This window comes from Paenibacillus xylanilyticus (genome assembly GCF_009664365.1).
Lineage (GTDB): Bacteria > Bacillota > Bacilli > Paenibacillales > Paenibacillaceae > Paenibacillus > Paenibacillus xylanilyticus_A.
Map to the genome: position 1 here is coordinate 6,287,500 of NZ_CP044310.1, position 22,310 is coordinate 6,309,809.

Here is a 22,310-nt window from a genome sequence, read left to right on the forward strand (position 1 = left end):
TTTCAGCATTATTTATTTCAAACCGTTTTAACGTAGCCTGCATCAAGATCGTTATATAGGCTGCTTCAACGTCAGCATCTCGCGCAGTGCCTTCTTGCTAACCTTCCCGACACCCGTCTTGGGAAAAGATTGGACAAACTCAACCCGATCCGGGATTTTATAGCTCGCCAGGCCGCGACTGCGCAGGTAGGACTTGATTTCGGCAGCAGCCGGAGTCTCGCCGCTGGGTACGATAAACGCACAGGAGCGCTCGCCTAAATATTCATCCGGCATGGACACCAGGGCTGCATCATGAACCCCCGGATGAGCCAGCAGATGGTTTTCCACTTCCTCGGCAGCCACCTTGTCTCCGCCACGGTTGATCTGATCCTTCGCCCGTCCCTCCACAATGAGGTAACCCTCGGGTGTCAAGCTCGCAATATCTCCTGTACGATAGAACCCATCTGTGGTGAAGGATCTTGCGTTGTGCTCTTCGGCCTTGTAATAACCACGAATGGTATAGGGGCCACGGGTCAGGAGATGCCCGGATTTCCCCAACTCCACTTCAATATCCTCGTCATCGACAATTTTCACCTCGTCGTAGGGGGACATCGGTTTACCCTGTGTGTTAATCAGGATGTGCTCGGGATCATCCAAACGGGTGTAGTTCACCAGCCCCTCGGCCATGCCAAAGACTTGCTGCAGTGTGCAGCCCAGGACAGGTCTGACGCGTCCAGCCACCTCGGCACTGAATTTGGCTCCACCAACCTGGAGAACCTGCAGGGATGTCAGCTTGGTTCCTCTCGCAGCGGCCGCGTTCAGCCAGATCAGGGCGAGCGGAGGCACCAGTGCCGTGATGGTCACCTGATGCTCCTTGATGAGCGGGAAAGCTTCATCGGGGCTTGACCCCCGTGACAGCACAACCGTACCTCCTGCATAGAGCGTGCCTAGTATTCCTGGTGAACTTAGAGGGTAATTATGTGCTGCAGGCAGAACAGCCAGGTATACACTTTCCGGACTGAGGCCGCAGACCTCCACGCTTCTCCGCAGACTGTAGATATAGTCATCATGGGTGCGTGGAATCATCTTGGACAGTCCGGTGCTTCCACCAGACAACTGAAGGAAGGCTACATCCGAAGAGACAGGCTGCTCATCCTGCAGCTGAACGGGATCAATATATAGATCCTCCAGATTAGTAAAAGCACCCGCTTCTCCTGCCACGATGATATATCTAAGGCTCGGCACCTCTGCCTGAACTTCTGCTGCAAGTTTGCGATAATCAAAACCTCCATCCTGATCCGGGATCAGATAAGCAACAGCCTCAGAGAAGCGGGCGAAGTACTCGATTTCACTTTTACGATGCAAAGGAAGGGCAAACACCGGCAGTGCTCCCAGACGGAACAGGGCAAAGATCACTTCAACTAAAGCTGGTATATTCGGCAGCTGCACTATAACGCGGTCATATTGCCGTATTCCCATGGCATACAACCCTGCCACCAATCGGTCGACTCGTGTGTCCAGCTCTGCATAGGTGAATTGCTCTCCACCGCTAATAATGGCAGTACGATTGCCATATAAAGCCGCACGCTGCCGGAGCATTTCCCCAAATGTAATGCCCTCCCAGCAACCTTGCTGACGATAAAGCTCTGCAAACTCTTCAGGCCAAGCCTGATATCCTGGCAGCATCTTTTTTATTCCTCCTTCAAATGGGGTACGGTCGAATCCAGACCCATGGCAAGCAGCATCGTTCTGAATTTGGCAGAGGTCTCTGCCAGTTCCGCTTCCGGTGTGGAGCCCGCTACGATGCCTGCCCCTGCGAATAATCGAAGTTCATTGCCCTCCACTTCCGCACAGCGGATGGTCACAGCCCATTCCCCGTCGCCCTCACTGTCGCACCAGCCAACCATGCCGGTGAATAGTCCGCGATCAAACGGTTCCTGTGACCCAATGACCTCTCTGGCCGTTAATACAGGAGTTCCACAGATAGCCGGGGTCGGATGGAGGGCAAAGGCCACCTCCAGTGATGAAATATCTCTATCCAGCAATTCTCCATGAATCTCGGTAGACAGATGCCACATCGTGCTTGTCTGGATCAAGGAGGGCTCAGCCGGAACGATCAGTTGTTTGCAAAGAGGTCGGAGTGCAGCAGCAACAGCATCAATGACCACAGCATGCTCATGCCGATCTTTGGCTGAAGTGAGCAGCGCATCTGCGCGGCGGCGATCCTCAGCAGGGTCATCACTACGGGGTGCGGAGCCAGCCAGCGGATTCGCCCGTATAATGGTGCCTTTTCGAGTCACCAACAACTCCGGACTTGCGCCAATAAACGTACGTGTTTCTTGGTAATTCACTTCATTATCATCGTGACAATTCGTTGTTATCGTACTTTTTGTTTCAGAAACTTTCCTCATGGGAACCGCAAACGTATACCCGTGTGCATTATCCCTGAACAAATTACGCAAAAGCTGATGTGTATCCACAAGATCATCTGAGACCACACGCAGTGTACGGGATAACACCACTTTGTCGAGTTCTCCCTGCTCCATCTGCTTCAGCACATGATCGACACTTCGTTGATACATCTCGGCCCCAGGCACTTCCTCAATCTCACAGCCAGCCGCCGCCGGGCGCCTCTCGTATGATCCGTTTGCAGCATGGCTTGGAGGTTCTGCCCATTGCACCGTTTCCGGGATGAACAGCTCGGCAGAGGACTGACTCGGATCAAAAGGTATCGCTCCCACCACAATTGGTTTCCGTAGGCCCGTTTGCTGCGCTTCCTGAATCATTTTGCGAACCTGTTCGATAACAAAATGTACTCCTTCCACGTGGTTATCATGGGCATGACCCATGTTTTCTGTTGAATCAGATACCACCTGCTGCTTAACAGCGGCGACAGGAAACCTCGATCGTTCGCCCTGAGCGAGCATGGTATGCTGCGGTGAAGACCAGAAAAAGGATGTCCCCTCTCGATATTGTTCAAGAAGGTGTAAGGCGGAGGTGGCTGCGATTGCACCCGCTTTTGACATATTCATCATCTCCTTATCTTGATTCAGACGCCGAGTGTGGCGCCTCCATCCACACACAAATCATGCATGGTAATATGTCTCGCCTGGTCTGACGCCAAAAAGAGTACGGCATCCGCGATATCGGAAGGCAAAGCCAGCCTGTTCAGAGGAATGCCGAGACGGTACGCCTGCTGTGATCCTGCAATGACGGCCTGCCCGCCATGATCATCCTGCCATAATGCCCGCTGCATGGGGGTGTCCGTCGACCCTGGAGATACAATATTGCAGCGGATATGCTGCTCCGCATATTCAAGCGCAAGACATTTGGTAAACATGGTGGACGCTGCCTTGGAGGCTGCATAAGCCGACATGTGCATTCGGGGTACGCCCGAAGCGTTCGAACCGACAGTAACCACCGTTCCCGATTGGCGCTTCGCCATATTTCGTACAACCGCACGTGACATATAAAATACACCGTGGGTATTAACATCGAACGTTCTTGTCCATTCCTCGTCACTCAGGGATGCCACTGTACCTGTATGCAGCACACCAGCTGCATTGATCAAAATGCCAATCGGTCCAAGTGTTTCCTCGATTCGCTGTACGGTATCGTCCACCGATTGGCGATTCGCAATGTCAGCAGAATAAGCAGCCGCCTGATGGCCTTGATGATTAAGATCCACAGCCAGCTGTTCAAGCTGCTCTTCCCGAATATCTACTGCCGCTACAACTGCACCCTGTTCAGCCAGAGCTCTGGCAACCGCTTCGCCGATTCCCTGTGCTGCACCGGTGACCAGAGCTACTTTTCCATGAATTCCTGTATAGCTCACGCTGTGTACCTCCCCTGACTCACTGCCTGTTGAACGTTGATTGATTGTTGAACTCGATTGGATCATCCATGTCATCTCAGCCAATCCAAAAAAAGCGGCCTATTCCACACCTTAATCAAACAAATATCTATTCCTCCGCCCCTAGGCTTCAGGACTGCAGGCCAAACGTATCGTGCGACTGATCAGAAACGGCAGCACCGAGACATGATTCTCTTCCTCGAACTCGGTATATTGGATATCGAGCCCTGGCTGTTTCAGCGCAGTTAGACGTTCCGTTAAAGCCGATGCCTTGTCATTGTTGCGGGCAGGATGGTTCTTCTCCTGTTCGCCCATGCCAATCCAGACCTTAACGTTGACCGGATGCTGCTCCAGACCTGCGATGAACGCCTGTTCCTCGGCCAGCATCACCTTCTGGTTCCAATGAAGCGAAGGGCTTCCAGCAATGTAGTAACGGAAAGCGTCCGGCTTGGTAAAAAGGGTGTGCAGAACGAACAGCCCGCCAAGTGAATGGCCAAAAATGGCCTGTCTGTTCCGATCTATGTTGAACTGCTGCTCCATGCCCGGCTTCAGTTCCTCTTCAATGAATTGCAGAAAAGCATCCGCTCCCCCCTGCTCAGGCAGAATTGTCCCATCCGACTTGTGGGTATATTCCGTCGTGGCCTGCGGAGTAAAATCGTAATACCGATGAGGCGAGAACGCTGCAGCAGTCGGGTACCCGATTCCAACGATGATGGCCGGGAGTGCCCCGGTCTTCTCTGGTCTGCGTCCTTGTATGCGGGCCGCTTCCACCATCGTGCCAAAAACAGAGTTAGCGTCGAGCAGGTAAATCACAGGATATCCAGACGGCGGGGCGGCCTCTGCGGGTTGATATACCATGATCTGATAGGCATGATTCCCCGCTCGTGATTTCATAGTCCACTGTTCCGAATGTGGAATGGGAACAGTACTTCGTGCCATCTGCTCAAGGGTACCTGAGGCTGATTGATTGGGCTGAAACGTCATTACGGATGGATCCTCCTCGTTGTTCAACTTACATTGCTATGTGTAGGTAGATCATATCGTTTTATATGAGATTGATTCTCATTACCAATTATAAAAGAGTGATTTCGGCTGTCCCATGGACGATATCCAGAATTCATTTTGATTATCTCCATATTTACATATTTTTCTTGATTGATTTATGCCTTGGCAAAAAACAACAGCTCCTCCCCGTGACACCTTTGAACACCGAAATAAAATCCGGTTCGGGTCACTCCGAGGAGGAGCTTATTCATCGCTATTATTGGGTCAATGCCTTCAGTGTATCGTCAATGACTTGACCATAGGCAATCAAACCGCCGCCCAGCCATGGTGCTGGCTCAACTGCATATACATTTCCCGCTTTAACGGCAGGCATACTCTGCCATACTTTGGTATCCGTCATTTCTTTCATGCTTCCTGGTCCCTGTTCCACGGTGAAAATATAATCTGCGTCAATCTCGGGCAGCACTTCGGTGGAGACAATAGCACTGTTCTCCGTCTCGACGAGCGCAGGCTTGCCGAGTCCCAACTGTTCATATACGACATAGCCGCTGAAGTAGTTTCCGCCCATCATGCTGATTCCGCGGGGAGCAAAGCGGATAATGGCCGCTTTCTTGCCTTCCGCTACCTTGGCGATCTCTGCCTTCGCCGCGTCTACCTTGGCGTGATATGTCTCGATAGCCTGTTCAGCCTCAGCTGTTTTGCCAAGCAGATCGCCAATGATCTCCAGTGACTTCTCCACATCGCCGGATGCATTGTTAAATACATAGGTTGGTGCAATCTTCGAGTAACTCTCATAGACACCGTTCTCGGCATAATTCGCGGTGTGCAGGATAATAAAATCAGGGTTGTAAGCCATCAACGCTTCAGGCGAAGGCAGCCCACTTGAGAAATCGAGTGTAGGTACGTCACTTAGCTGATCCTGTAAGTAAACATGCCCTTGGGTGCCGCTGGCCCATTGAGCAACGGGCTTGACGCCGAGTGTAAGCAGGGAATCCTCCAGATAAGGTGCAAATACACGCTCCACTTTGGCAGGAACCACTACATCATGTCCCATTTCGTCTTTTACAGTTCGTTCGCCAGCTGCGGTTTCTGCAGTCTCCTCTTCCTGTACCGCCGTTTCTGATGAGGCTGTTGTGGAGGCCTCGGCTGTCTTCTGCTCCTGCTGTGCTGCTCCTTCATGTTCTGATGTGGAGCCACAGGCCGCCAGTAAGCCCACCAGTAATACGAGCACAATCAAGGCTGACAACCGATGATTATTCCACCTACTTGGAGCGAAACGCTGTCCGTTCTTTTTTTCCTGCTGATGCATGATATATCCCCCTTGATAAACATTCTCATTTAGATAGATGGATTATATGTCATGTCGCTCGTGAATCACCATGGACGTTATCCAGATATATATTTGGACAATATCCCGTGAAAATGAGCAGTGCCTCATCCAGCATACGCATAACGCCTACTGCGGAGTAATCGAACCAGGGATCGCCAGTGATCAGGTGCGTCTGATACTGACGCACAGCGTTCAGCTGTCTCCATACTGGCGAGTGCTGCAGACTAAGCCAGTAAGCCCGCGATACGGCCTCCGGGCATACCATGATCAGAATCCGGTCCGGATTCATTACATTTAGTTGTTCCAACGTCAGCGGTGTATTGGTACTGGCATCGGGAAAGGTCTCCAGCTGCAATGCGCCATAGAGCACCTCCTCAATCCCCGGATTACTATAGAGATAGAGGCGCTGTCCATATACCCGGATCACAGCCACCTTCTCGCATCCCACTTCCTTCTGCATCGATTCCCGCGCTTTCTCTACCCGCTTGTTATACAGTCCAATCCACTGTTCTGCCTGTTCCTCCCGTTCCAGGAACGCAGCAATCATACGCAGCTGTGCACGCCAATCCGTCTGTTGCTTGGGTACAAAACAGCAAGGCGCAATCTCGGCAAGTCCAGCTTGGTCCTCTTCACTGAGTTGATCGGTACCAATGATAGCGTCCGGCCGTATGTGCACAAGCCGCTCCACGTTCGCTTCAAATCTCCAGCTGGTATAAGGATCGGTTAGTTGAAGATGGGACTGGATTTCCGTGCGGTGCGCGTTATAATAATACGCTGTCCATTTCGGATCGATGGGCGCAGCAATGGGCATGACATTGAGGGCCAGCAGCTGTCCGATGACGCTGGAGGAGCAGGTGGCAATGCGTTTTCTGGCGTTCTTGGCATAATCGGAAGGAGAAACGCCGACTTCCTTTTTGAATTTGCGGCTGAAATAATATTCATCGCTGTATCCGACTCTGAGCGCAATATCACGCAGTTTATATCCGGATTCCTTCAGATAACGCTTGGCCCGGTTAATGCGGAGATCTGTCAGATACTCCATCGCGCTGAGACCGTAGGTTTTTTTGAATAGATCAACAAAATACTTCGGACTGATATTTGCTCTCTGAGCAAGATCGGCAATAGACAATGCTTCATTGTAATGCTCGTCCATATAGGCTTTTACTTCAGCAAGGTCCGTCTTGGGGCTGCGACTCATAACGGGGGCTAGCACAGCACGGTGCAATTCATTCTCCAGTAACATGAGGCCACTCCTCTCGATCTGTTTGATCATCTTAATATGAAGCGTACAACGTACGTTGAGGTCAGTTGACTGATTCACTATTTATCGACAATGATAATCATTATCAATTAGAGTATCACAATCTTTTCCTCTCAGTCAATCCATATATGGAAATATGTGCACCCGTTTTAGTGCGAATGATCATCGTCATCCACATGCATAAAAAAAGCCAACGACGTGACGATGCACGCGTTAGCTCTTGATTTAATCCGTTATCTCCATTGTAATTATTCGTTCCTAGTCCCGGCTCCGCAGCTTGCTGAGCAGACGTAAAATCTCGATATACAGCCACACCAGGGTAACCATAAGGCCAAATGCACCGTACCACTCCATATATTTGGGAGCACCTTGTTCAGCACCGTTCTCAATAAAGTCAAAATCAAGCACCAGATTCAGTGCCGCCACGATCACGATTACGACTGAAATCCCAATTCCGATCAGACTGTTGTCATGTAGATAGGGAACGGTAATACCGAACAATCCCAGCACGAAACTGAGCAGATACATGATCATAATGCCGCCGGTTGCTGCTACCACTCCCAGTTTGAAGTTCTCCGTAGCTTTGATCAGTCTCGATTTGTAAGCGACCAGCAGGGCGATGAACACGGCCATCGTCAGCAAAGCAGCCTGCAAAGTGATTCCATTGTACAATGACTCGTAGGTTGCGGAGAGTGCGCCAAGGAACATACCTTCCGCGATGGCATAGATGGGAACCAGATAGGGTGCTGCCACAGGTTTGAACGAGATAATCAATGCCAGAATAAATCCGACGATGGCACCTCCGATGGCGAGAGGAAGTACTTCCTGACCGTTAAAGAACATCATCCATGTCGCAAATGCACTGCCGAGCAGGATGACCAGCGTAATGAATGCTTTGTTCACTGTGCCGTTAATCGTCATGTAACGCTGGTACCGGTCATCTCCATATCCACCGGCATTTTCAAATGTACTGTCCTTGAGTGTGGGGTTACCACTGCGTCCGATCAAAACAATCACCTCTTTTATGTATTGGGTCAATCTTTGAAACCAATCTTTATGTTCTTCGTGTTCTTCATGTTCTACATTTCCAATGATCTGCTATTCATATGTTTTGATGTTCAAGCACAGACTTGGATGCAATCGGTCGATCACATCCTTATCCATCGTTACAACCCTGTAGGACATATGTCCCAGGCTGTAAAACCTTTTTTTAACTTGATACAGATAATTAAATGCTAGTTGTTGCTATAGTTACTAGGTAGAAGACTTAGTTGTAGAACACTTTGTCTACATTGTATTTCGCACGCATCGTATTAATGATATAGGTCTCATAAATTTCACGGTCTACGGCATCTTCTACCAGACAAACTTCAATGGTCGCCACTTCTTCCCGGTGGTTCTTCATTGGAGAAACGGTATCCTCAAAATGCTTCTTGATCCGCGGTCTCAATTTTCTTGCTTTCCCGACAAATAACAGCTCTCCATCGGCATTGTAAAACATGAAGATTCCACCCTTTTCACGTGTGATCAGGTGAAAATCGGTGAAACCATAGATGTGGCTAAGCTGCGGGTCTTCCTGCTTCGTGATGTTTACATCCGGCGTTGGTACGGTAATCTGAATCATTGGGCTCACTTCCTCATTATCTATAGGCTTACATCCTATCATACATTATTATAGGAAACCATTTCATCCTATAAGATGCACAATTCACGCTATTTTCAACTATTACGACAATAATTTCAAAAAAAAGGTTAACTTCCCTGATTCAAAGTGGTACTATAGGGGTATGAGGAAGAAATTGGGCACTAAGACATATGTCTTTATATCTACTTCCGTCTATTGTACCCTATGAATCATGATCTTTTTCATACTGAATTCTGTAATGTGCGCACCACAACAAGAGGACAGTTAGCACGTATTGCAAGTCTGTAGCTTTTAGGATTCATCATCAATACGACCCTTGCAGCAAGCAAATGTAGAAAGAGATTCATTGTAGATTGCAACGTAGAAAAAGAAGTAGAAGTACTAAGTGGATTTGAATTAGAAAGCCTGCAATTCCAGTCAGCAACGACCAACTAGATCCACGCAGAAGAACCGATAGCTATCGATCCTAGCAAAGAGAAGAATGGTCATGCCATGCAATCTTAGTAAGTCATAACTTCATAACAGCAGATCTATATAGAATTGGATCAAGCTACACCCACAGCCCGGCACGAAGCCAGGGCCTTTTTACGTTGTCCTCCTTAAACCATTTATAACAACCTCCGTATACTCAAGCCAAACCTCATAGCTTCTTGAGTTCGCAGTATATTTAAAAGAAAAAAAGAGACGCCGACCAAGCGGCACCTCTTAAACTATCCCAGAAAGATCCATATATACGAGACGATAGCGGAGAGCCCCAGATTCCCTTACAAATGGGCTTTCTCCCTCCCCCGACTCAAATAAATCATTAAAAACACAAACGCAGCAGCAAAAGAAGCCGTAATGATCCAGATCGGAATCCGTGGATCGAGCGTGTACGCCCAGCCTCCCACGATACCGGCCGGGGAAGTAAGCAGCAGGATCACGACGGAAAGCATCGAGAATACCTTCGCTCTTTTTTCGTCGTCGATCGCGTTCTGGACGGCCGCTTCGAGGTACGGCGAACTGATCATCAATCCGACAGCGGCAAGCACGGTACTCAAACCTATCCAGACCAGATTCGACGTCGGCCACAGCACCAGCATCACGTTCGAAAGCAACGATAGCACAAAACCAGCCATCATCGAGCGCGTCTCTCCTTCAGCTGGAATCTTCGGCATGATGAACCACAGCGCGAGCAGCATAATAATAGAGGAAACGGCAGGAACGAGCGAGATTAGTCCGCTGTCCACTTTCAGATAGTCGGCCAGATACAGCGATAGATAGGTCGTTTTTAGCGTCATTTGAAAGTTGAACAGGATATAAACGATGAAGATCAGCATCAGACTGCGGCTGGCAAACAGATCTCGGATCGCGCCACTGTAGTCGATCAAACTCTTCTTGAGACCGAGTTCCTTCGTCTCTTTCATTTTCCGATAGCCCATTTCTGTTTCCTTCGTGGTCAGATGCCGCCCGATGAATTGGAAGGTCATGAGCAGCGAACACAGCACATACATGATCCGAGTGCCGTCCACCAGCCCGTAATGATCTACCAACAGACCGCCAAGCGGAGCAAACAAACCACCGACGACGCCGATGATCTGAAGCAGCGTGAAAACGTAAGTCCGGTCCTTTTTGGGCGTATCCTCGACGATCAGACAGTAAAAGGCGATATGTGGAACTCGCTGAAGCCCGTTGATGAATGTCGCGATAACGAAAAACCAGACATTTTGGGAAAAGGCAAAGATGAGCATCGCCACGCTCCAACTAAGCACGTCGAAGGTGAGGATGGCGCGTTTGCGTCCCATTCGGTCGGTCAAATACCCGCTCATGAATGATGATAGCACCTGCACGATCAGCCCGAGCGTCGTAATCCAGCCAATATTGGTCTCGGTAACGCCCAGCTCATACATGTACAGCGTAGCGTAAGTCGCCATCATGCTGTACGGAATCAGGAAAAACGGTTCGAAAGCGAGACAGCCCCGGCTGTTGCCGCGAAGTCTCGGGAAAAGCGTTCTTGCCATGCGGGATTTCCTCCGGTGTCGTCATATTGGAAATAAAGCATTTTTGGTCATGCTAAAATATAGGTTACTATAGAAAAACCATGAAAAATAGAGGCATTGGAAATAAATTACCGTGACTAAAGGCGACTGGACGGATCGACAGCTATCGGCTCCGGGTCCAACCACCTTGTAATGGAAACAGTGGTATCGTGGTTCTTTCGGTGGGGTTTATAATATGGCAAGATAGCAAACAGAGGGAGTGATGGGATGTATTCCGATCTGCAACTGACGGAGGACCGCCCTGTATATATACAAGTCAAAGATTATATGAAGCGATTGATGCTCAAAGGCGGATTGCAAGCGAAGCAAAAGCTGCCTTCCACCCGTGAACTCAGTACACTGATGAAAGTTAGTCGCAGCACGGTCCTGCTCGCTTATGCCGAGCTTGAAGAAGAAGGTCTGATCTATGCGGTGAAAGGCAAAGGGAACTACGTCAGCCCCATGATTGAAGCGCCTGAGCCAACCACCGGCTGGCAGCTGGATTGGAAGAGCCGCGTGAGCGACTATGCGATCCAGGCGGAACAATATGATCTGATGAAACATGGTTCCGGTGCAGAACGTGGCGAGATCTCGTTTACCAGTATTGCCCCGGATGAAAAGCTGTTCGATCTGCATAATGTGAAAAGGGCCTTCCTTGATCGCATGTCTCTCGAAGGCGAAGTGCTGCTGAACTACGGATATGCACAAGGCTACCGTCCTTTGATGAACTATCTGCTCCGTTACATGGAGAACAAGGGTGTTGACCTGAGCGGTAAGGATATTCTAATCACCAACGGATTCACGGAAGGCTTCGATCTGGTGCTTGGTGCCTTGCGCAGACAAAGCGGCAGAGCTCTATGTGAGAACCCTACCCATCATACAGCCATCAAAAATCTGAAGCTTCATGAGTTCAACCTCACAGGCGTGGACATGGAGCCGGACGGACTCAATCTGCAGCAGTTGGAACATGAACTCGTCACAAGTTCGTATGATCTGGCCTATTTGGTACCTTCATATCACAATCCAACCGGAACGGTGACTTCTCCAGCCAAACGGGCAGAGATTATCCGGTTAATGAATCAATACGAAGTGCCGATTATCGAGGATGGGTTCAATGAGGAACTGCGTTATTCCGGTTCCCACGTCTCTCCTCTCATCGCTAGTGCGGGCAAGGGTAATGGACTCGTCTATCTGGGCAGCTTCTCCAAGGTACTCTTTCCCGGACTGCGAGTAGGCTGGGTCATTGCAGATGCAGCGCTGATTGATTATTTGGAAAGCATGAAACGGGCCCGCAGCATTCACACCTCAACACTGGACCAATCCCTGCTCTACCAATACTTGAGCAACGGAAATTTTGAGAAGTATCTGAAGCGGGCCCGCACTGAATATAAGCGGAAATACGAACTGGTCGTGCGCTGCTTACGCAAGCATCTGCCCATGTGCCAGATCTCCGGCGAGGGCGGTTTGCATTTATTTGTACAATTCCCCCCGGGATACCGGACCCGGGAATTGCTGGCTGCCTGCAAGGTGAAGGGTGTGACCTTCACGCCCGGCGATACCTTTTATCTGGAACCAGGTCAGGGGTTAAATACGATGCGCCTAGGCTTCTCGAGGGTGAGCGATGACAATATTCGCAAAGGTATCCGTATCATTGGTGAGACCGCGGCTCAGATGAGCTGAAGCGGCTGAATAACAACATGGGAGGATTACACATGAAGGTTGGCGTGATTATGGGCGGTACATCTTCCGAGCGGGATATTTCCCTGCTCACCGGACAGGAGATGATTGCCCATCTAGCTAGGGATAAATATGAGGTCATTCCCATTGAGCTAAGCAGCAAACGGGATCTGATCGACAAGTCGGCGGGTATTGATGTAGCCTTACTCGCACTGCATGGCAAATACGGCGAAGACGGTACAGTTCAAGGTACCCTGGAGTCGCTGGGCATTCCATACACCGGTTGCGGCGTCTTGTCCAGCAGCGTATGTATGGATAAGGATATGTCCAAACAGCTCATGCACCATGCGGGCATACCTACCGGAGCATGGGTGCAGGTGAACCATCTGGAAGAACTGTCATCTACAGCGGTTCAGCAGTTGACGTATCCGGTCGTTGTGAAGCCGAACTCTGGCGGCTCCAGCATTGGCACCCAGGTTGTTCAAGAGCCTTCGTCTCTTCAAGCTGCGGTTGAAGCCGCACTTGTATGGGATGACACGGTCATGATTGAACAATATATCGCAGGGGATGAAATTACCTGTGCCATTGTAGATGGCAGGATGCTCCCGATCATCTCCATTCGTTCAAGTGCCGAGTTCTTCGACTATAGCTCCAAATATAATGACGGCGGTGCCGAAGAACAGGTGATTCAGCTACCTGCAGACATTCACCAGCGCGTGGAAGATGCCGCACTGGCCTGTTATCGTGTGCTGAAATGCAGCGTCTATGCCCGCGTGGATATGATCATCCGTGAGGGCATGCCTTATGTACTTGAAGTCAACACGCTTCCAGGTCTTACCCGTAACAGTCTGCTGCCCAAAAGTGCAGCCGCTGCAGGCATTTCCTTTTCGGAGCTGCTGGATACCATCATTGAACTCTCACTGAAGGAACGAAATAAGGAGGCAAAGCTATCATGAGCCAGGATGTAACAATACGCAGCAGTTCAACGGAAGATCTGCAGGATATGGTCATTCTCATGGACCAACTCGGCTATCCCACGACGTATGCTGAAATGCAGGAGCGTTATGCCCACATTGCGGCTGATGCAAACTTTAATACGCTCGTCGCCGAGGTCCGTGGACGTGTGATCGGATTGATTGGCATGCAGACCTCTTACCTGTATGAGAAAAACGGCCAGCACTGCCGCATCCTGGCACTCATCGTGCATGACCAGTTCAGAGGCACCGGGATAGGCCGTCAGCTGATTCTGGCAGCAGAGCAATGGGCCGCCAATCAAGGCATAGACTCGCTCTCCTTAAACAGCGGTAACCGTCCCGACCGTGAAGCAGCTCATGAGTTTTATCGGCAGATGGGCTTTACCGCCGGGAGTACTGGATTCAGCAAAAAGCCGCAGGCTCTTCAGCCTGCCTAATATTCGATCATACTCATAAAAGCGCCTGTACCCAACAACTTGCTGGGAACAGGCGCTTTCTGATGACGGAGATAACACTCAATATTTGGCTGACTGTACACCATTAATCGGGATAACGGCACCATTGATAATCGGCGCTTCACCCGGAAATGTCGTACAAATGTTTTAACTTACGGCCGATCGATAAAGATCCAGCCTGTTTCTTTTTCCTTATCCACGGTTGCTCCAAGAGACTCTGCCATGAAGCGCAGTGGAACGTAAGTCTTACCGTTTTTGCCCACATAGGCGGATTCAACCATGGTTACTTCCTTACCCGCAACCGTTGCGTTCTTGGAACCAACAGTCAGGACAATCTCATTGCCTGTGATGTCGTCAATAACAACGATGGTATCCGATCCCTTGGTCCATTTCACCTCGGCATCCAATTCCTCGGACAGGTAACGCAGAGGAACGAATGTTGTATTTTTTACCGTAATGGCACCGTAGGTCTCATCTTCCGGATACAGCATAATGCTCTTCCGAGTGATGCCGGCTTCGTCTTTCAGCAGCTGATACACAACAGAATTGGAGTCAAAGTTGCGCAGCATCTGTCCAGGAGTGATATCTTCCTTCATCAGATCGATTACGCCACCCGTTGTATCAACCGCATCCACGGTTACCGCCCCACCAATATTCCACTGCTCGCTGTCTGCGTATAAAGTCACAGATTGCAAAGGCAGATCCTCGGAGGCAGGCAGTGCCACTTTCAACTCAGCATTTTGCTTGCGGATGTTCAGCGCACTGTCGAGATAGAAATCGAGCTTAAATGTTGTATCTGTGCCAAATACCGTCTTCAGCTCGGGCATTTCATTCAACAATTCGTTCAACCCTTGATCATAGTTAACCAGAAGCTCGTCGAGTCCTGCCTTGATCATCGGGTACATGGTGGCAACAGCTGCCTCTTTCGATTCTGGCATTAAGGAGGTTATGGCTCCTGTGTCCACTTCCTCTACCTGATTAATTGCTGTCAGCATAGGATAGAACACCTCATATAGATCGCCAATCAGATCCTTGAGTCCTTGCTCATCCTGGGCAACACTTGTCAGAAACGGTTTAACCATGGCAAGAATCTCTTCTCCAGTGATCTCCATATGGAGCTTGGAGAGGCTGAGGGACTCACCGTTAACCGATTCCTGTACAGGCGTAACAGAGATATTTTTCGGATTGGACAGATGCTTTAAAACAAAGGAAAGCAACTTGGGAGAGAGCTCCTCAATCTGCTTTTCCAGAGCCTTGGTGTCCATCATCGGAAGTGCTTGCGCGCCTTCCAGAGCCTCAAGTGATATGTACAGCGGCTTCTGCGCCCCGTCCAGGTCGATTACCATTTGGGTTTCGTCCATGGAAAGGCGGAAAGGCAGTTTGGTTCCTTGGAAACTTACAGCGCCTTGGATCGATGCCGTTTGGGCATCCTTCACTTTGGCATTTTCGATGTCCAGCGATACGGAATTAATAAGTTCAATCATTTCGTTGTCTTTCTCGGTAGCGAATTCTTTGGCCGGCTCTATGTTAATGTGCATGGATTGTCTCGATTCACCGGATTTTACGTTTGTACTGTTGACCATGGCTTTACTAATATCCACCCCACCAACAGCCTGACATCCCGTAAGCGCCACCATCATCAAAACGAGTGGTACGGCGATCCACTTGGCTAACCTTCGATTCTTGATACGATCTCCTCCTTAGGAAAAATGTGGTTCATTCCTATTATGAGGCCATCAGGTAAATGTTGTAAACCGGTGGAACGTAAAAACGCCAAAAAAGGCCGGAAATGTGTCCGACCTTTGGATAAGTATTTATTTTAGACGACCTCGTACATTACTCTTTGGTTTCCTCGTCAACCTCTTCAGTCGGTTCATTGTCCTCTGTCGTTACAGGGGTTTCAAATTGATCCGGCTCGTCGTCTTGAATGGCTTTGTTCTCCTCATTCTGGTCCTGTGTCATACCGCAATCCCTCTCTTCTACCGGATTTTCGTGATAATCATCAAGGCAATCGCCTTATTTTTATCAATAACCCGAACCGAAGCAGCTTAAACATGAAGGGCGTCACCGTTAGGAACCGTTTCAGAAAATATAAAAGACAATTCCATTGCCGGCGGCGGCTGTTGCCTGATATAGAGCCTGAACGTCGTTCATTGTTTGAACGATCTCTGTGAACGTCTCATCTGCATCCCAGCCTTCCATGACCGGATAGACGCCTTCCGTAATCATTTGGTCCAGGTCAAAACGTGCCTTCAGTTCATCGGGGTCCAGCTGCTCCAGAGCCATATAGGCTTCCAGCACCTGTTCGTTCGAGAGCAAAAACAGATCCATGTCCGAATAATTCCCCAAATATTGTTCCCCTGACATCGGCACCACATATCCGAGAGGCGGCTCTCCTTCCGCCAGGTTACCGGTTAAGGTGAACTGAAGCATCTGCCACGTTTTATCAATATCCAGATCGACGGAACAATCATGCACACTGATCTCGCCTGACTTGATCGATTCAATCAACTCGTCGGTCACCACAAGATATCTTCCGGACATTCCCATATCATGATCCCTCCTATGGTTTTACTTCTCTGTCCCCCATTAACCGTGTATGTTCCAAAAGAATCGGGGTAAAAAGAGGTAGGAGTCATATTACGATTACAAAAATTCCATGCTCAAGCACGACTATACCATACATGTTATCTCAAGGAGGGACCACACTGATGAAAAAATTCGATTACACTCTGAATTACGAAGAGCTCGATTTGCGCAAACATCCCGAACTATATACCGTCGGACGGGGAGAGCAGGGCGTGCTGATGGTGGAACCCTACAAGAGCGAGATTCTGCCCTATTGGCGTTTTAAGACACCCGAGATCGCGACCGAATCATCGGAGAAGATCTACGAGCTGTTTTTGGAATATAAGAAAAAGGATGATTTCGTTGGCATGGATATGGCGCGCAAGTTTCTGCAGATGGGATATACACGGGCCCGGCGTTATACGAACCATAAAGGTGGACGCAAATATTCAAAAGAGGACGGTTCGATCCTTCCCTATCAGAATGACAAAGTGAAAGCGGAAGCCGCAGCTATCTTCAAGGCGCAGTGGGAGATTGCCAAGACTGACCCGGATTATATTGAAATGAAGAAGCAGCACCGGGAAAAGTACGAATCGGAGAACGAATAGGCATTTGGGTAAAAAATACATGGCTCATCCCGATACTCCTTTTGATATAATGCATTACGTCGATCTACAGGACGAAAACATAATGAGATCACTTAAGCTAAAGGAGCCTTCATGAAATTACCTAGTCGCCCTATCTCCGTATCACTGATATGCATCGCCATGTGTCTTTTCATCCTGCTGCCATTACCTGCGTCTGCAGCCCAATCGGAGCTTGCCAGGCAGCACGAAACGACCGCTTTTGGCCCACTGCAAACGATTGTGGATCAGATGCAGCCCGGATGGAACCTCGGCAACTCATTGGATACGGTAGGTCCGGATGAAACCTACTGGGGCAATCCACGCGTTAGTCCGGAATTAATCGGAAACATTGCCGCTCAAGGATTCAAAAGCATACGAATCCCCGTTACTTGGGACCAGCATATTGGTGCCGCACCGGATTACCGGATAGATCCTGCTTACATGGCACGGGTCCAGGAAGTGATTGGATGGGCACTGGATGCCAATCTGTACGTCGTGTTGGATCTCCATCATGATTCCTATCTCTGGATCAGTCAGCTGGAAACCGATCATGATCAGGTACTCGCTCGTTACACAGCAGTGTGGACCCAAATTGCGAATCAATTCAAGGATGCTCCGCTGCGGCTGATGTTCGAAAGTGTGAATGAGCCGCGCTTCAATCGAGGAATCATTCAGGCGGGTGATATGGGAGCAGGAAGCAATATCGATGAGCCAAGGCAGCTTGCTCTTTTGCATGAATTAAACACGACGTTTGTGAAGCTGATTCGCAGCACAGGCGGCAATAACGAAGAGCGTGCACTTCTGCTGCCTGCACTTGAGGGTTCACCTACACAGGCAAGGCTGAACAGTTTGAGGCATACCATCACTGAATTGAAGGACAAGAACCTGATTGCCACCGTGCATTACTATGGATACTGGCCATTTAGCGTTAATATCGCTGGACACACCACGTTTGATACCGATACCAAGAATGATGCGGCCAGCACGTTTAACAACATATACAGGACGCTGGTCACGCATGGAATTCCTGTCATTCTTGGCGAGTATGGACTTCTGGGATTCGATAAACATACGGATGTTATTGAACAGGGCGAGAAGCTAAAATATTTCGAATTCATCGGGCATGAGCTGAAGGACAAAAAGATAGCGTCCATATGGTGGGACAATGGCCAGCATCTAAACCGGGAGACGTATGTCTGGTCCGATCCGGCTCTGTTCCAGATGATTCAGGCAGGCTGGACAGGCCGTTCTGCTGTTGGAGATCGTGACCTACTGTACCTGAGGCAAGGCTACCCCATTCAGGATACGGAGCTGACAGTCAAGTTAAATGGAACCAAACTCGTATCGCTCTATGCAGGTGAGCAGCTGTTGAAACAAAACGCAGACTATTCATTCAGCGGGAGTACGCTGCTTATCCAAGCTGATGCATTATCCCGTATGGTTAGCAAGGGCGACCAGCTCGGCAAGCAGGCCATCCTCACGGCGAAGTTCAATCAAGGCGCTGACTGGACTTGGAAGCTCGTCGTATCGGCCAAGCCCGAGCTGGAGAATGCATTCGGTAGTACAGAGGCTTTCTCCATCCCAACGCTCTTTCATGGGGATCAGCTCGCTACCATGGAGGCCGTCTATTCCTCTGGAGAGTTTACTGCTCCGCAGAACTGGACTTCTTACAAAGAATTCCTGACTACATTTGCACCTTCTTATGAAACAAATCAACTGATTCTGCAGCCGGAATGGCTCAGTGAACTGCATAATGGGCAGATTAATCTGACCTTCCATTTCTGGAGCGGTGAGGTCATTCACTATACGCTGTTCAAAAGCGGGAACCAGATAACAGGGAATGCACTTCATTGATGAGCCATACATTCAGGCGTAGAATGGACAGCATGGTATATTCTGTGAGCGGGAAGCTCGCAAGTCGCAAGGCTGTGAAGAAGGTGATGACATGGTATGGATTATTGGAGTCCTCGGTATCGTTCTACATACGCTGTGCACGACAGGAGCCGGTGTAGGACTGGTGGTAGGCTTCGTCTTTTTCCTCGTCGGTTTCGGGGAAATGAAGAACAGGTCACGGACTCTTAGCCGTTTACTGCTGAGTAAGGATACGCTGATGATCGTGGGGACGATGGGCGTTGTGCTTGTTTATTTTTTTCTCTCCTACTGGAATCTGAAAATGATTGGTGATGCAACCTTTCCGGGCCTGCTGGGTTCCGAAATCAGGGAAATCTCCGGGAGACAGCTGCTTACTGCAGCAGCCTTGTACACGTTCTGGACCATGATCAGCTTATACTGGCTGCTTCCGAAAGTATTCAGCTTTGATGGATTAGGCCTGAAAATTCAGCTGATTGCCCTTGGTGCAGCTGGAACCAGCATGCTGGTTGGCATCATGAAATTGTAAACCAGCCCAAAACAAAAAAAGGAGTGGAAGCCCAGCTTCGTAAGCTGAGCCTCTACTCCTTTTGTTACGTTAAAATAAGTGATGTTCTCTTTTCTCTGATCGGACGAACGAGCAGAATTAACGCGCTTCACCATTCTCCGCTTCCCAACGAGCAATTTCATTGCGAACGATTGGAGCAACCTCTTTACCAAGCAATTCAATGGCTCTCATCACCTCATTGTGAGGCATCGTGCCGAGAGGGGTGTGCAGCATGAAACGAGTGATGCCAACTTCCTTGCGCAGGTAAATAATCTTCTGAGCCACCGTCTCTACGTCACCAACGTACAATGCGCCTTCAAGGCTGCGTGCAGCATCAAACGTTGCACGGCTGTAGTGTCCCCAGCCACGTTCACGGCCCAGCATGTTCATGACAGCCTGAGCAGGCGGGAAGAATTTCTCAACAGCCTCATCCATTGTATCCGCGATAAAACCGTGAGAGTGTGATGCCACTGTCAGTTTGGAAGCATCATGCCCTGCATGGGCTGCAGCTTTTTTGTACAACTCCACCAGTGGAGCAAATTGAACCGGACGACCACCGATAATCGCGAGTACCAGCGGCAGACCGAGCAGACCTGCGCGGACAACCGATTCCTGATTACCACCACTACCGATCCATACGGGCAGCTTCTCCTGCACTGGACGCGGGTAGATGCCCAGGTTGTTGAAGGAAGGACGATGCTTGCCTTCCCAGGTTACCTTTTCCGAATCACGAAGCTTAAGCAGCAGATCCAGTTTCTCATCGAATAACTCGTCGTAGTCGTTCAGATCATAGCCGAATAGAGGGAAGGATTCGATAAACGAACCCCGGCCCGCCATAATCTCTGCACGACCATTCGAGATGCCATCCAGCGTTGCAAAATCCTGAAACACCCGTACCGGATCATCCGATGACAGTACAGTTACGGCACTGGTCAGACGGATACGCTTGGTCTGTGAAGCCGCTGCTGCCAAAATCACTGCCGGGGATGATGCTGCATAGTCAGCACGATGATGCTCCCCTACACCGTATACATCCAGACCGACCTCGTCAGCCAGGACAATCTCTTCTACAACATCACGAATACGCTGTGCGTGACTTATAAGTTCTCCGGTTTTCACATCTGGATTGGTCTCTACAAAGGTACTGATTCCGATTTCCATGTTCTGTTCCTCCCTGTTTATGAAGCGATCCGTTGTTCACCTAACCTATTGTAAGTAGATCACCTTTTGTTATGTATCTTAATATTGAACTATTTTGAAGAAAAACACAAGAGCCCTCTTTCTCCAGAGGGCCTGATTTTGACATATTATTCTCTATTTCTGTGACTTTCATGATTATTTCTTGGTCCCGATGTACAGCAGGTGAGAGGAAATTCCCAGAATTGTAGGATCTGCTGCCTTCTCAATCATGAATTGGATTAACTCTTCATACTCCCCTCGCTCTTTCCAATACTGCTGCTGTTCTGCTGTGAGCATGGCCCCGAGGCTGGATGATCCAATCAGATTCACCGTTTGGAATCCGTTCTGCTCCATGAAGGGTTGAATATCCTGAATGTTAAAATAGTACGCCCCTGTGAATCGGCCCTGATCCTGATGGTCGAATGTCCCCTTTTCCATAAAAGCACGAATGGCACCCATATGATCATTCGGTTTCCAGTGCTGGGGAGACTGCAGCGAGTTAATGCTCATTCTCATTCGGCTCTGCATCGCGATGTACACCATGCCGCCTTGCTTCGTTACCCGGTGCAGCTCCCTTACAGCCTTTACCCGCTCCTGTTCAGTCTGGAGATGATACAACGGCCCCAGCATCAGCGATGCATCGTATGTATCGTCAGCCAGCCCCTCAAGACGGGTTGCATCCAGTACGTGAAATCCCTCAAACAGCTTCGTCAGATCATACTCCTTAGCCTTCTGCCGAGCGATATCCACGGAAGCAGGTGTCAAGTCTGACAAGGTTACTCGGTATCCATCCCTCGCAAGCTCCATCGCGTATTTCCCTGGCCCTGCGCCGTTATCCAGAACGAGTCCAGCTGCAGGAAGATGTGCCCTGATGTAATGCATGTTGATGATGAACTCCAGCGGCTCCCGCTCCAATCTTCCCCACTCGTCAAACCCGGAATAATAGTCAATAATGCGTTCTCTTGTCATTCACCCGACACCTGCCTTTTTTTCATTTAGGGTCAAAATAATGCAAAAAACCTGCCACCTCAACTAAGAGGCGACAGGTATGACCTTCGCGGTACCACTCTTCTTCATCCATGAACCATGCCAATGACAGATCTCTCTGTATCTGCTGGGTCACAGAAACTCAGGAACCTGATGACGGGGGTTAGCCGTCAGGATCTGGTCTCAGTCCATCTGAATGACTGCTGCTCAATCCTGCCGCTTACAGGCGAGTTGGGGGATAGGTTGGACTGCCTTGCACCATACGGCAGTTCTCTGAGCCAGCCCTAGTCCTTAGTACTCCTGATCATTGCGTTTGCCTGTTAAATTTCAGACAGTA

The 22,310-nt window shown here is 49.5% G+C and carries 20 protein-coding genes; 6 read left to right on the plus strand and 14 right to left on the minus strand.

The annotated features are described in order from the left end of the window. Positions 1–51: 51 nt before the first annotated feature. The 9 genes from F4V51_RS28040 to F4V51_RS28080 all read right to left on the minus strand — a co-directional run bounded on the left by F4V51_RS28040 (position 52) and on the right by F4V51_RS28080 (position 11,073). Entirely contained in the window at positions 52–1,665 is a 1,614-nt protein-coding gene (locus tag F4V51_RS28040) for a (2,3-dihydroxybenzoyl)adenylate synthase (protein WP_153980404.1), read from the minus strand. Positions 1,666–1,670: 5 nt separating this feature from the next. Further along, on the minus strand, positions 1,671–3,005 hold the full coding sequence (dhbC, locus tag F4V51_RS28045) for an isochorismate synthase DhbC (protein ID WP_153980405.1): 1,335 nt from the start codon (positions 3,003–3,005) through the stop codon (positions 1,671–1,673). 23 nt (positions 3,006–3,028) lie between these two features. Further along, positions 3,029–3,814, minus strand: coding sequence for a 2,3-dihydro-2,3-dihydroxybenzoate dehydrogenase (locus tag F4V51_RS28050; protein WP_153980406.1), 786 nt, complete (start codon positions 3,812–3,814; stop codon positions 3,029–3,031). 141 nt (positions 3,815–3,955) lie between these two features. Further along, positions 3,956–4,816, minus strand: coding sequence for an alpha/beta hydrolase (locus F4V51_RS28055; RefSeq protein WP_153980407.1), 861 nt, complete (start codon positions 4,814–4,816; stop codon positions 3,956–3,958). Between the two features lie 277 nt (positions 4,817–5,093). After that, positions 5,094–6,146: an ABC transporter substrate-binding protein gene (locus F4V51_RS28060; protein ID WP_153980408.1), complete on the minus strand. Its 1,053-nt coding sequence runs from the start codon at positions 6,144–6,146 to the stop codon at positions 5,094–5,096. A gap of 49 nt (positions 6,147–6,195) precedes the next feature. After that, on the minus strand, positions 6,196–7,410 hold the full coding sequence (locus tag F4V51_RS28065; RefSeq protein ID WP_153980409.1) for an AraC family transcriptional regulator: 1,215 nt from the start codon (positions 7,408–7,410) through the stop codon (positions 6,196–6,198). A 276-nt stretch (positions 7,411–7,686) separates the two neighbouring features. Further along, a complete protein-coding gene (locus F4V51_RS28070; RefSeq protein WP_153980410.1) occupies positions 7,687–8,436 on the minus strand; it encodes a Bax inhibitor-1/YccA family protein in 750 nt (249 codons plus the stop codon). A 259-nt stretch (positions 8,437–8,695) separates the two neighbouring features. Next, a complete protein-coding gene (locus F4V51_RS28075; RefSeq protein ID WP_153980411.1) occupies positions 8,696–9,052 on the minus strand; it encodes a nucleotide excision repair endonuclease in 357 nt (118 codons plus the stop codon). A gap of 785 nt (positions 9,053–9,837) precedes the next feature. Further along, positions 9,838–11,073: an MFS transporter gene (locus tag F4V51_RS28080; RefSeq protein WP_153980412.1), complete on the minus strand. Its 1,236-nt coding sequence runs from the start codon at positions 11,071–11,073 to the stop codon at positions 9,838–9,840. 246 nt (positions 11,074–11,319) lie between these two features. Between F4V51_RS28080 and F4V51_RS28085 the strand changes: the two genes are divergently transcribed. Genes F4V51_RS28085 through F4V51_RS28095 form a run of 3 tightly spaced genes read left to right on the plus strand, consistent with a single transcriptional unit; the run spans position 11,320 to position 14,179 of the window. Next, entirely contained in the window at positions 11,320–12,771 is a 1,452-nt protein-coding gene (locus F4V51_RS28085; protein WP_153980413.1) for a MocR-like pyridoxine biosynthesis transcription factor PdxR, read from the plus strand. A gap of 32 nt (positions 12,772–12,803) precedes the next feature. Further along, positions 12,804–13,724, plus strand: a complete 921-nt coding sequence (locus F4V51_RS28090) for a D-alanine--D-alanine ligase (protein ID WP_153980414.1) — start codon at positions 12,804–12,806, stop codon at positions 13,722–13,724. After that, positions 13,721–14,179, plus strand: coding sequence for a GNAT family N-acetyltransferase (locus F4V51_RS28095; protein ID WP_236146662.1), 459 nt, complete (start codon positions 13,721–13,723; stop codon positions 14,177–14,179). Before F4V51_RS28090 ends, F4V51_RS28095 begins: the two co-directional genes overlap by 4 nt. Before the next feature lie 170 nt (positions 14,180–14,349). Here the strand turns inward: F4V51_RS28095 and F4V51_RS28100 are convergent, their stop codons facing one another. The 3 genes from F4V51_RS28100 to F4V51_RS28105 form a co-directional block, all read right to left on the minus strand. Beyond that, positions 14,350–15,798: a copper amine oxidase N-terminal domain-containing protein gene (locus F4V51_RS28100; RefSeq protein ID WP_236146663.1), complete on the minus strand. Its 1,449-nt coding sequence runs from the start codon at positions 15,796–15,798 to the stop codon at positions 14,350–14,352. A 235-nt stretch (positions 15,799–16,033) separates the two neighbouring features. Then, positions 16,034–16,159 carry a hypothetical protein gene (locus F4V51_RS29335; protein ID WP_265333663.1) on the minus strand — a complete coding sequence of 42 codons (126 nt, stop codon included), beginning with the start codon at positions 16,157–16,159 and terminating at the stop codon, positions 16,034–16,036. Between the two features lie 120 nt (positions 16,160–16,279). Next, positions 16,280–16,747 carry a YfbM family protein gene (locus tag F4V51_RS28105; RefSeq protein ID WP_153980415.1) on the minus strand — a complete coding sequence of 156 codons (468 nt, stop codon included), beginning with the start codon at positions 16,745–16,747 and terminating at the stop codon, positions 16,280–16,282. Between the two features lie 161 nt (positions 16,748–16,908). Here F4V51_RS28105 and F4V51_RS28110 point away from each other — a divergent pair, with 161 nt between their 5' ends. The 3 genes from F4V51_RS28110 (at position 16,909) to F4V51_RS28120 (ending at position 19,789) form a co-directional block, all read left to right on the plus strand. Further along, the gene (locus tag F4V51_RS28110) at positions 16,909–17,373 is read left to right on the plus strand and encodes a DUF4385 domain-containing protein (protein WP_127537517.1); all 465 of its coding nucleotides are present in this window, start codon (positions 16,909–16,911) and stop codon (positions 17,371–17,373) included. A 111-nt stretch (positions 17,374–17,484) separates the two neighbouring features. Next, positions 17,485–19,245: a cellulase family glycosylhydrolase gene (locus F4V51_RS28115; protein WP_153980416.1), complete on the plus strand. Its 1,761-nt coding sequence runs from the start codon at positions 17,485–17,487 to the stop codon at positions 19,243–19,245. Between the two features lie 91 nt (positions 19,246–19,336). Then, on the plus strand, positions 19,337–19,789 hold the full coding sequence (locus F4V51_RS28120) for a hypothetical protein (RefSeq protein WP_153980417.1): 453 nt from the start codon (positions 19,337–19,339) through the stop codon (positions 19,787–19,789). A 117-nt stretch (positions 19,790–19,906) separates the two neighbouring features. On the opposite strand, the gene F4V51_RS28125 is transcribed toward F4V51_RS28120, so the two are convergent. Further along, the gene (locus F4V51_RS28125; protein WP_153980418.1) at positions 19,907–20,968 is read right to left on the minus strand and encodes an LLM class flavin-dependent oxidoreductase; all 1,062 of its coding nucleotides are present in this window, start codon (positions 20,966–20,968) and stop codon (positions 19,907–19,909) included. Positions 20,969–21,142: 174 nt separating this feature from the next. Then, positions 21,143–21,955 (minus strand): class I SAM-dependent methyltransferase, encoded by an 813-nt coding sequence (locus F4V51_RS28130; protein ID WP_153980419.1) that lies wholly within the window; start codon positions 21,953–21,955, stop codon positions 21,143–21,145. Between the last annotated feature and the right edge of the window lie 355 nt (positions 21,956–22,310).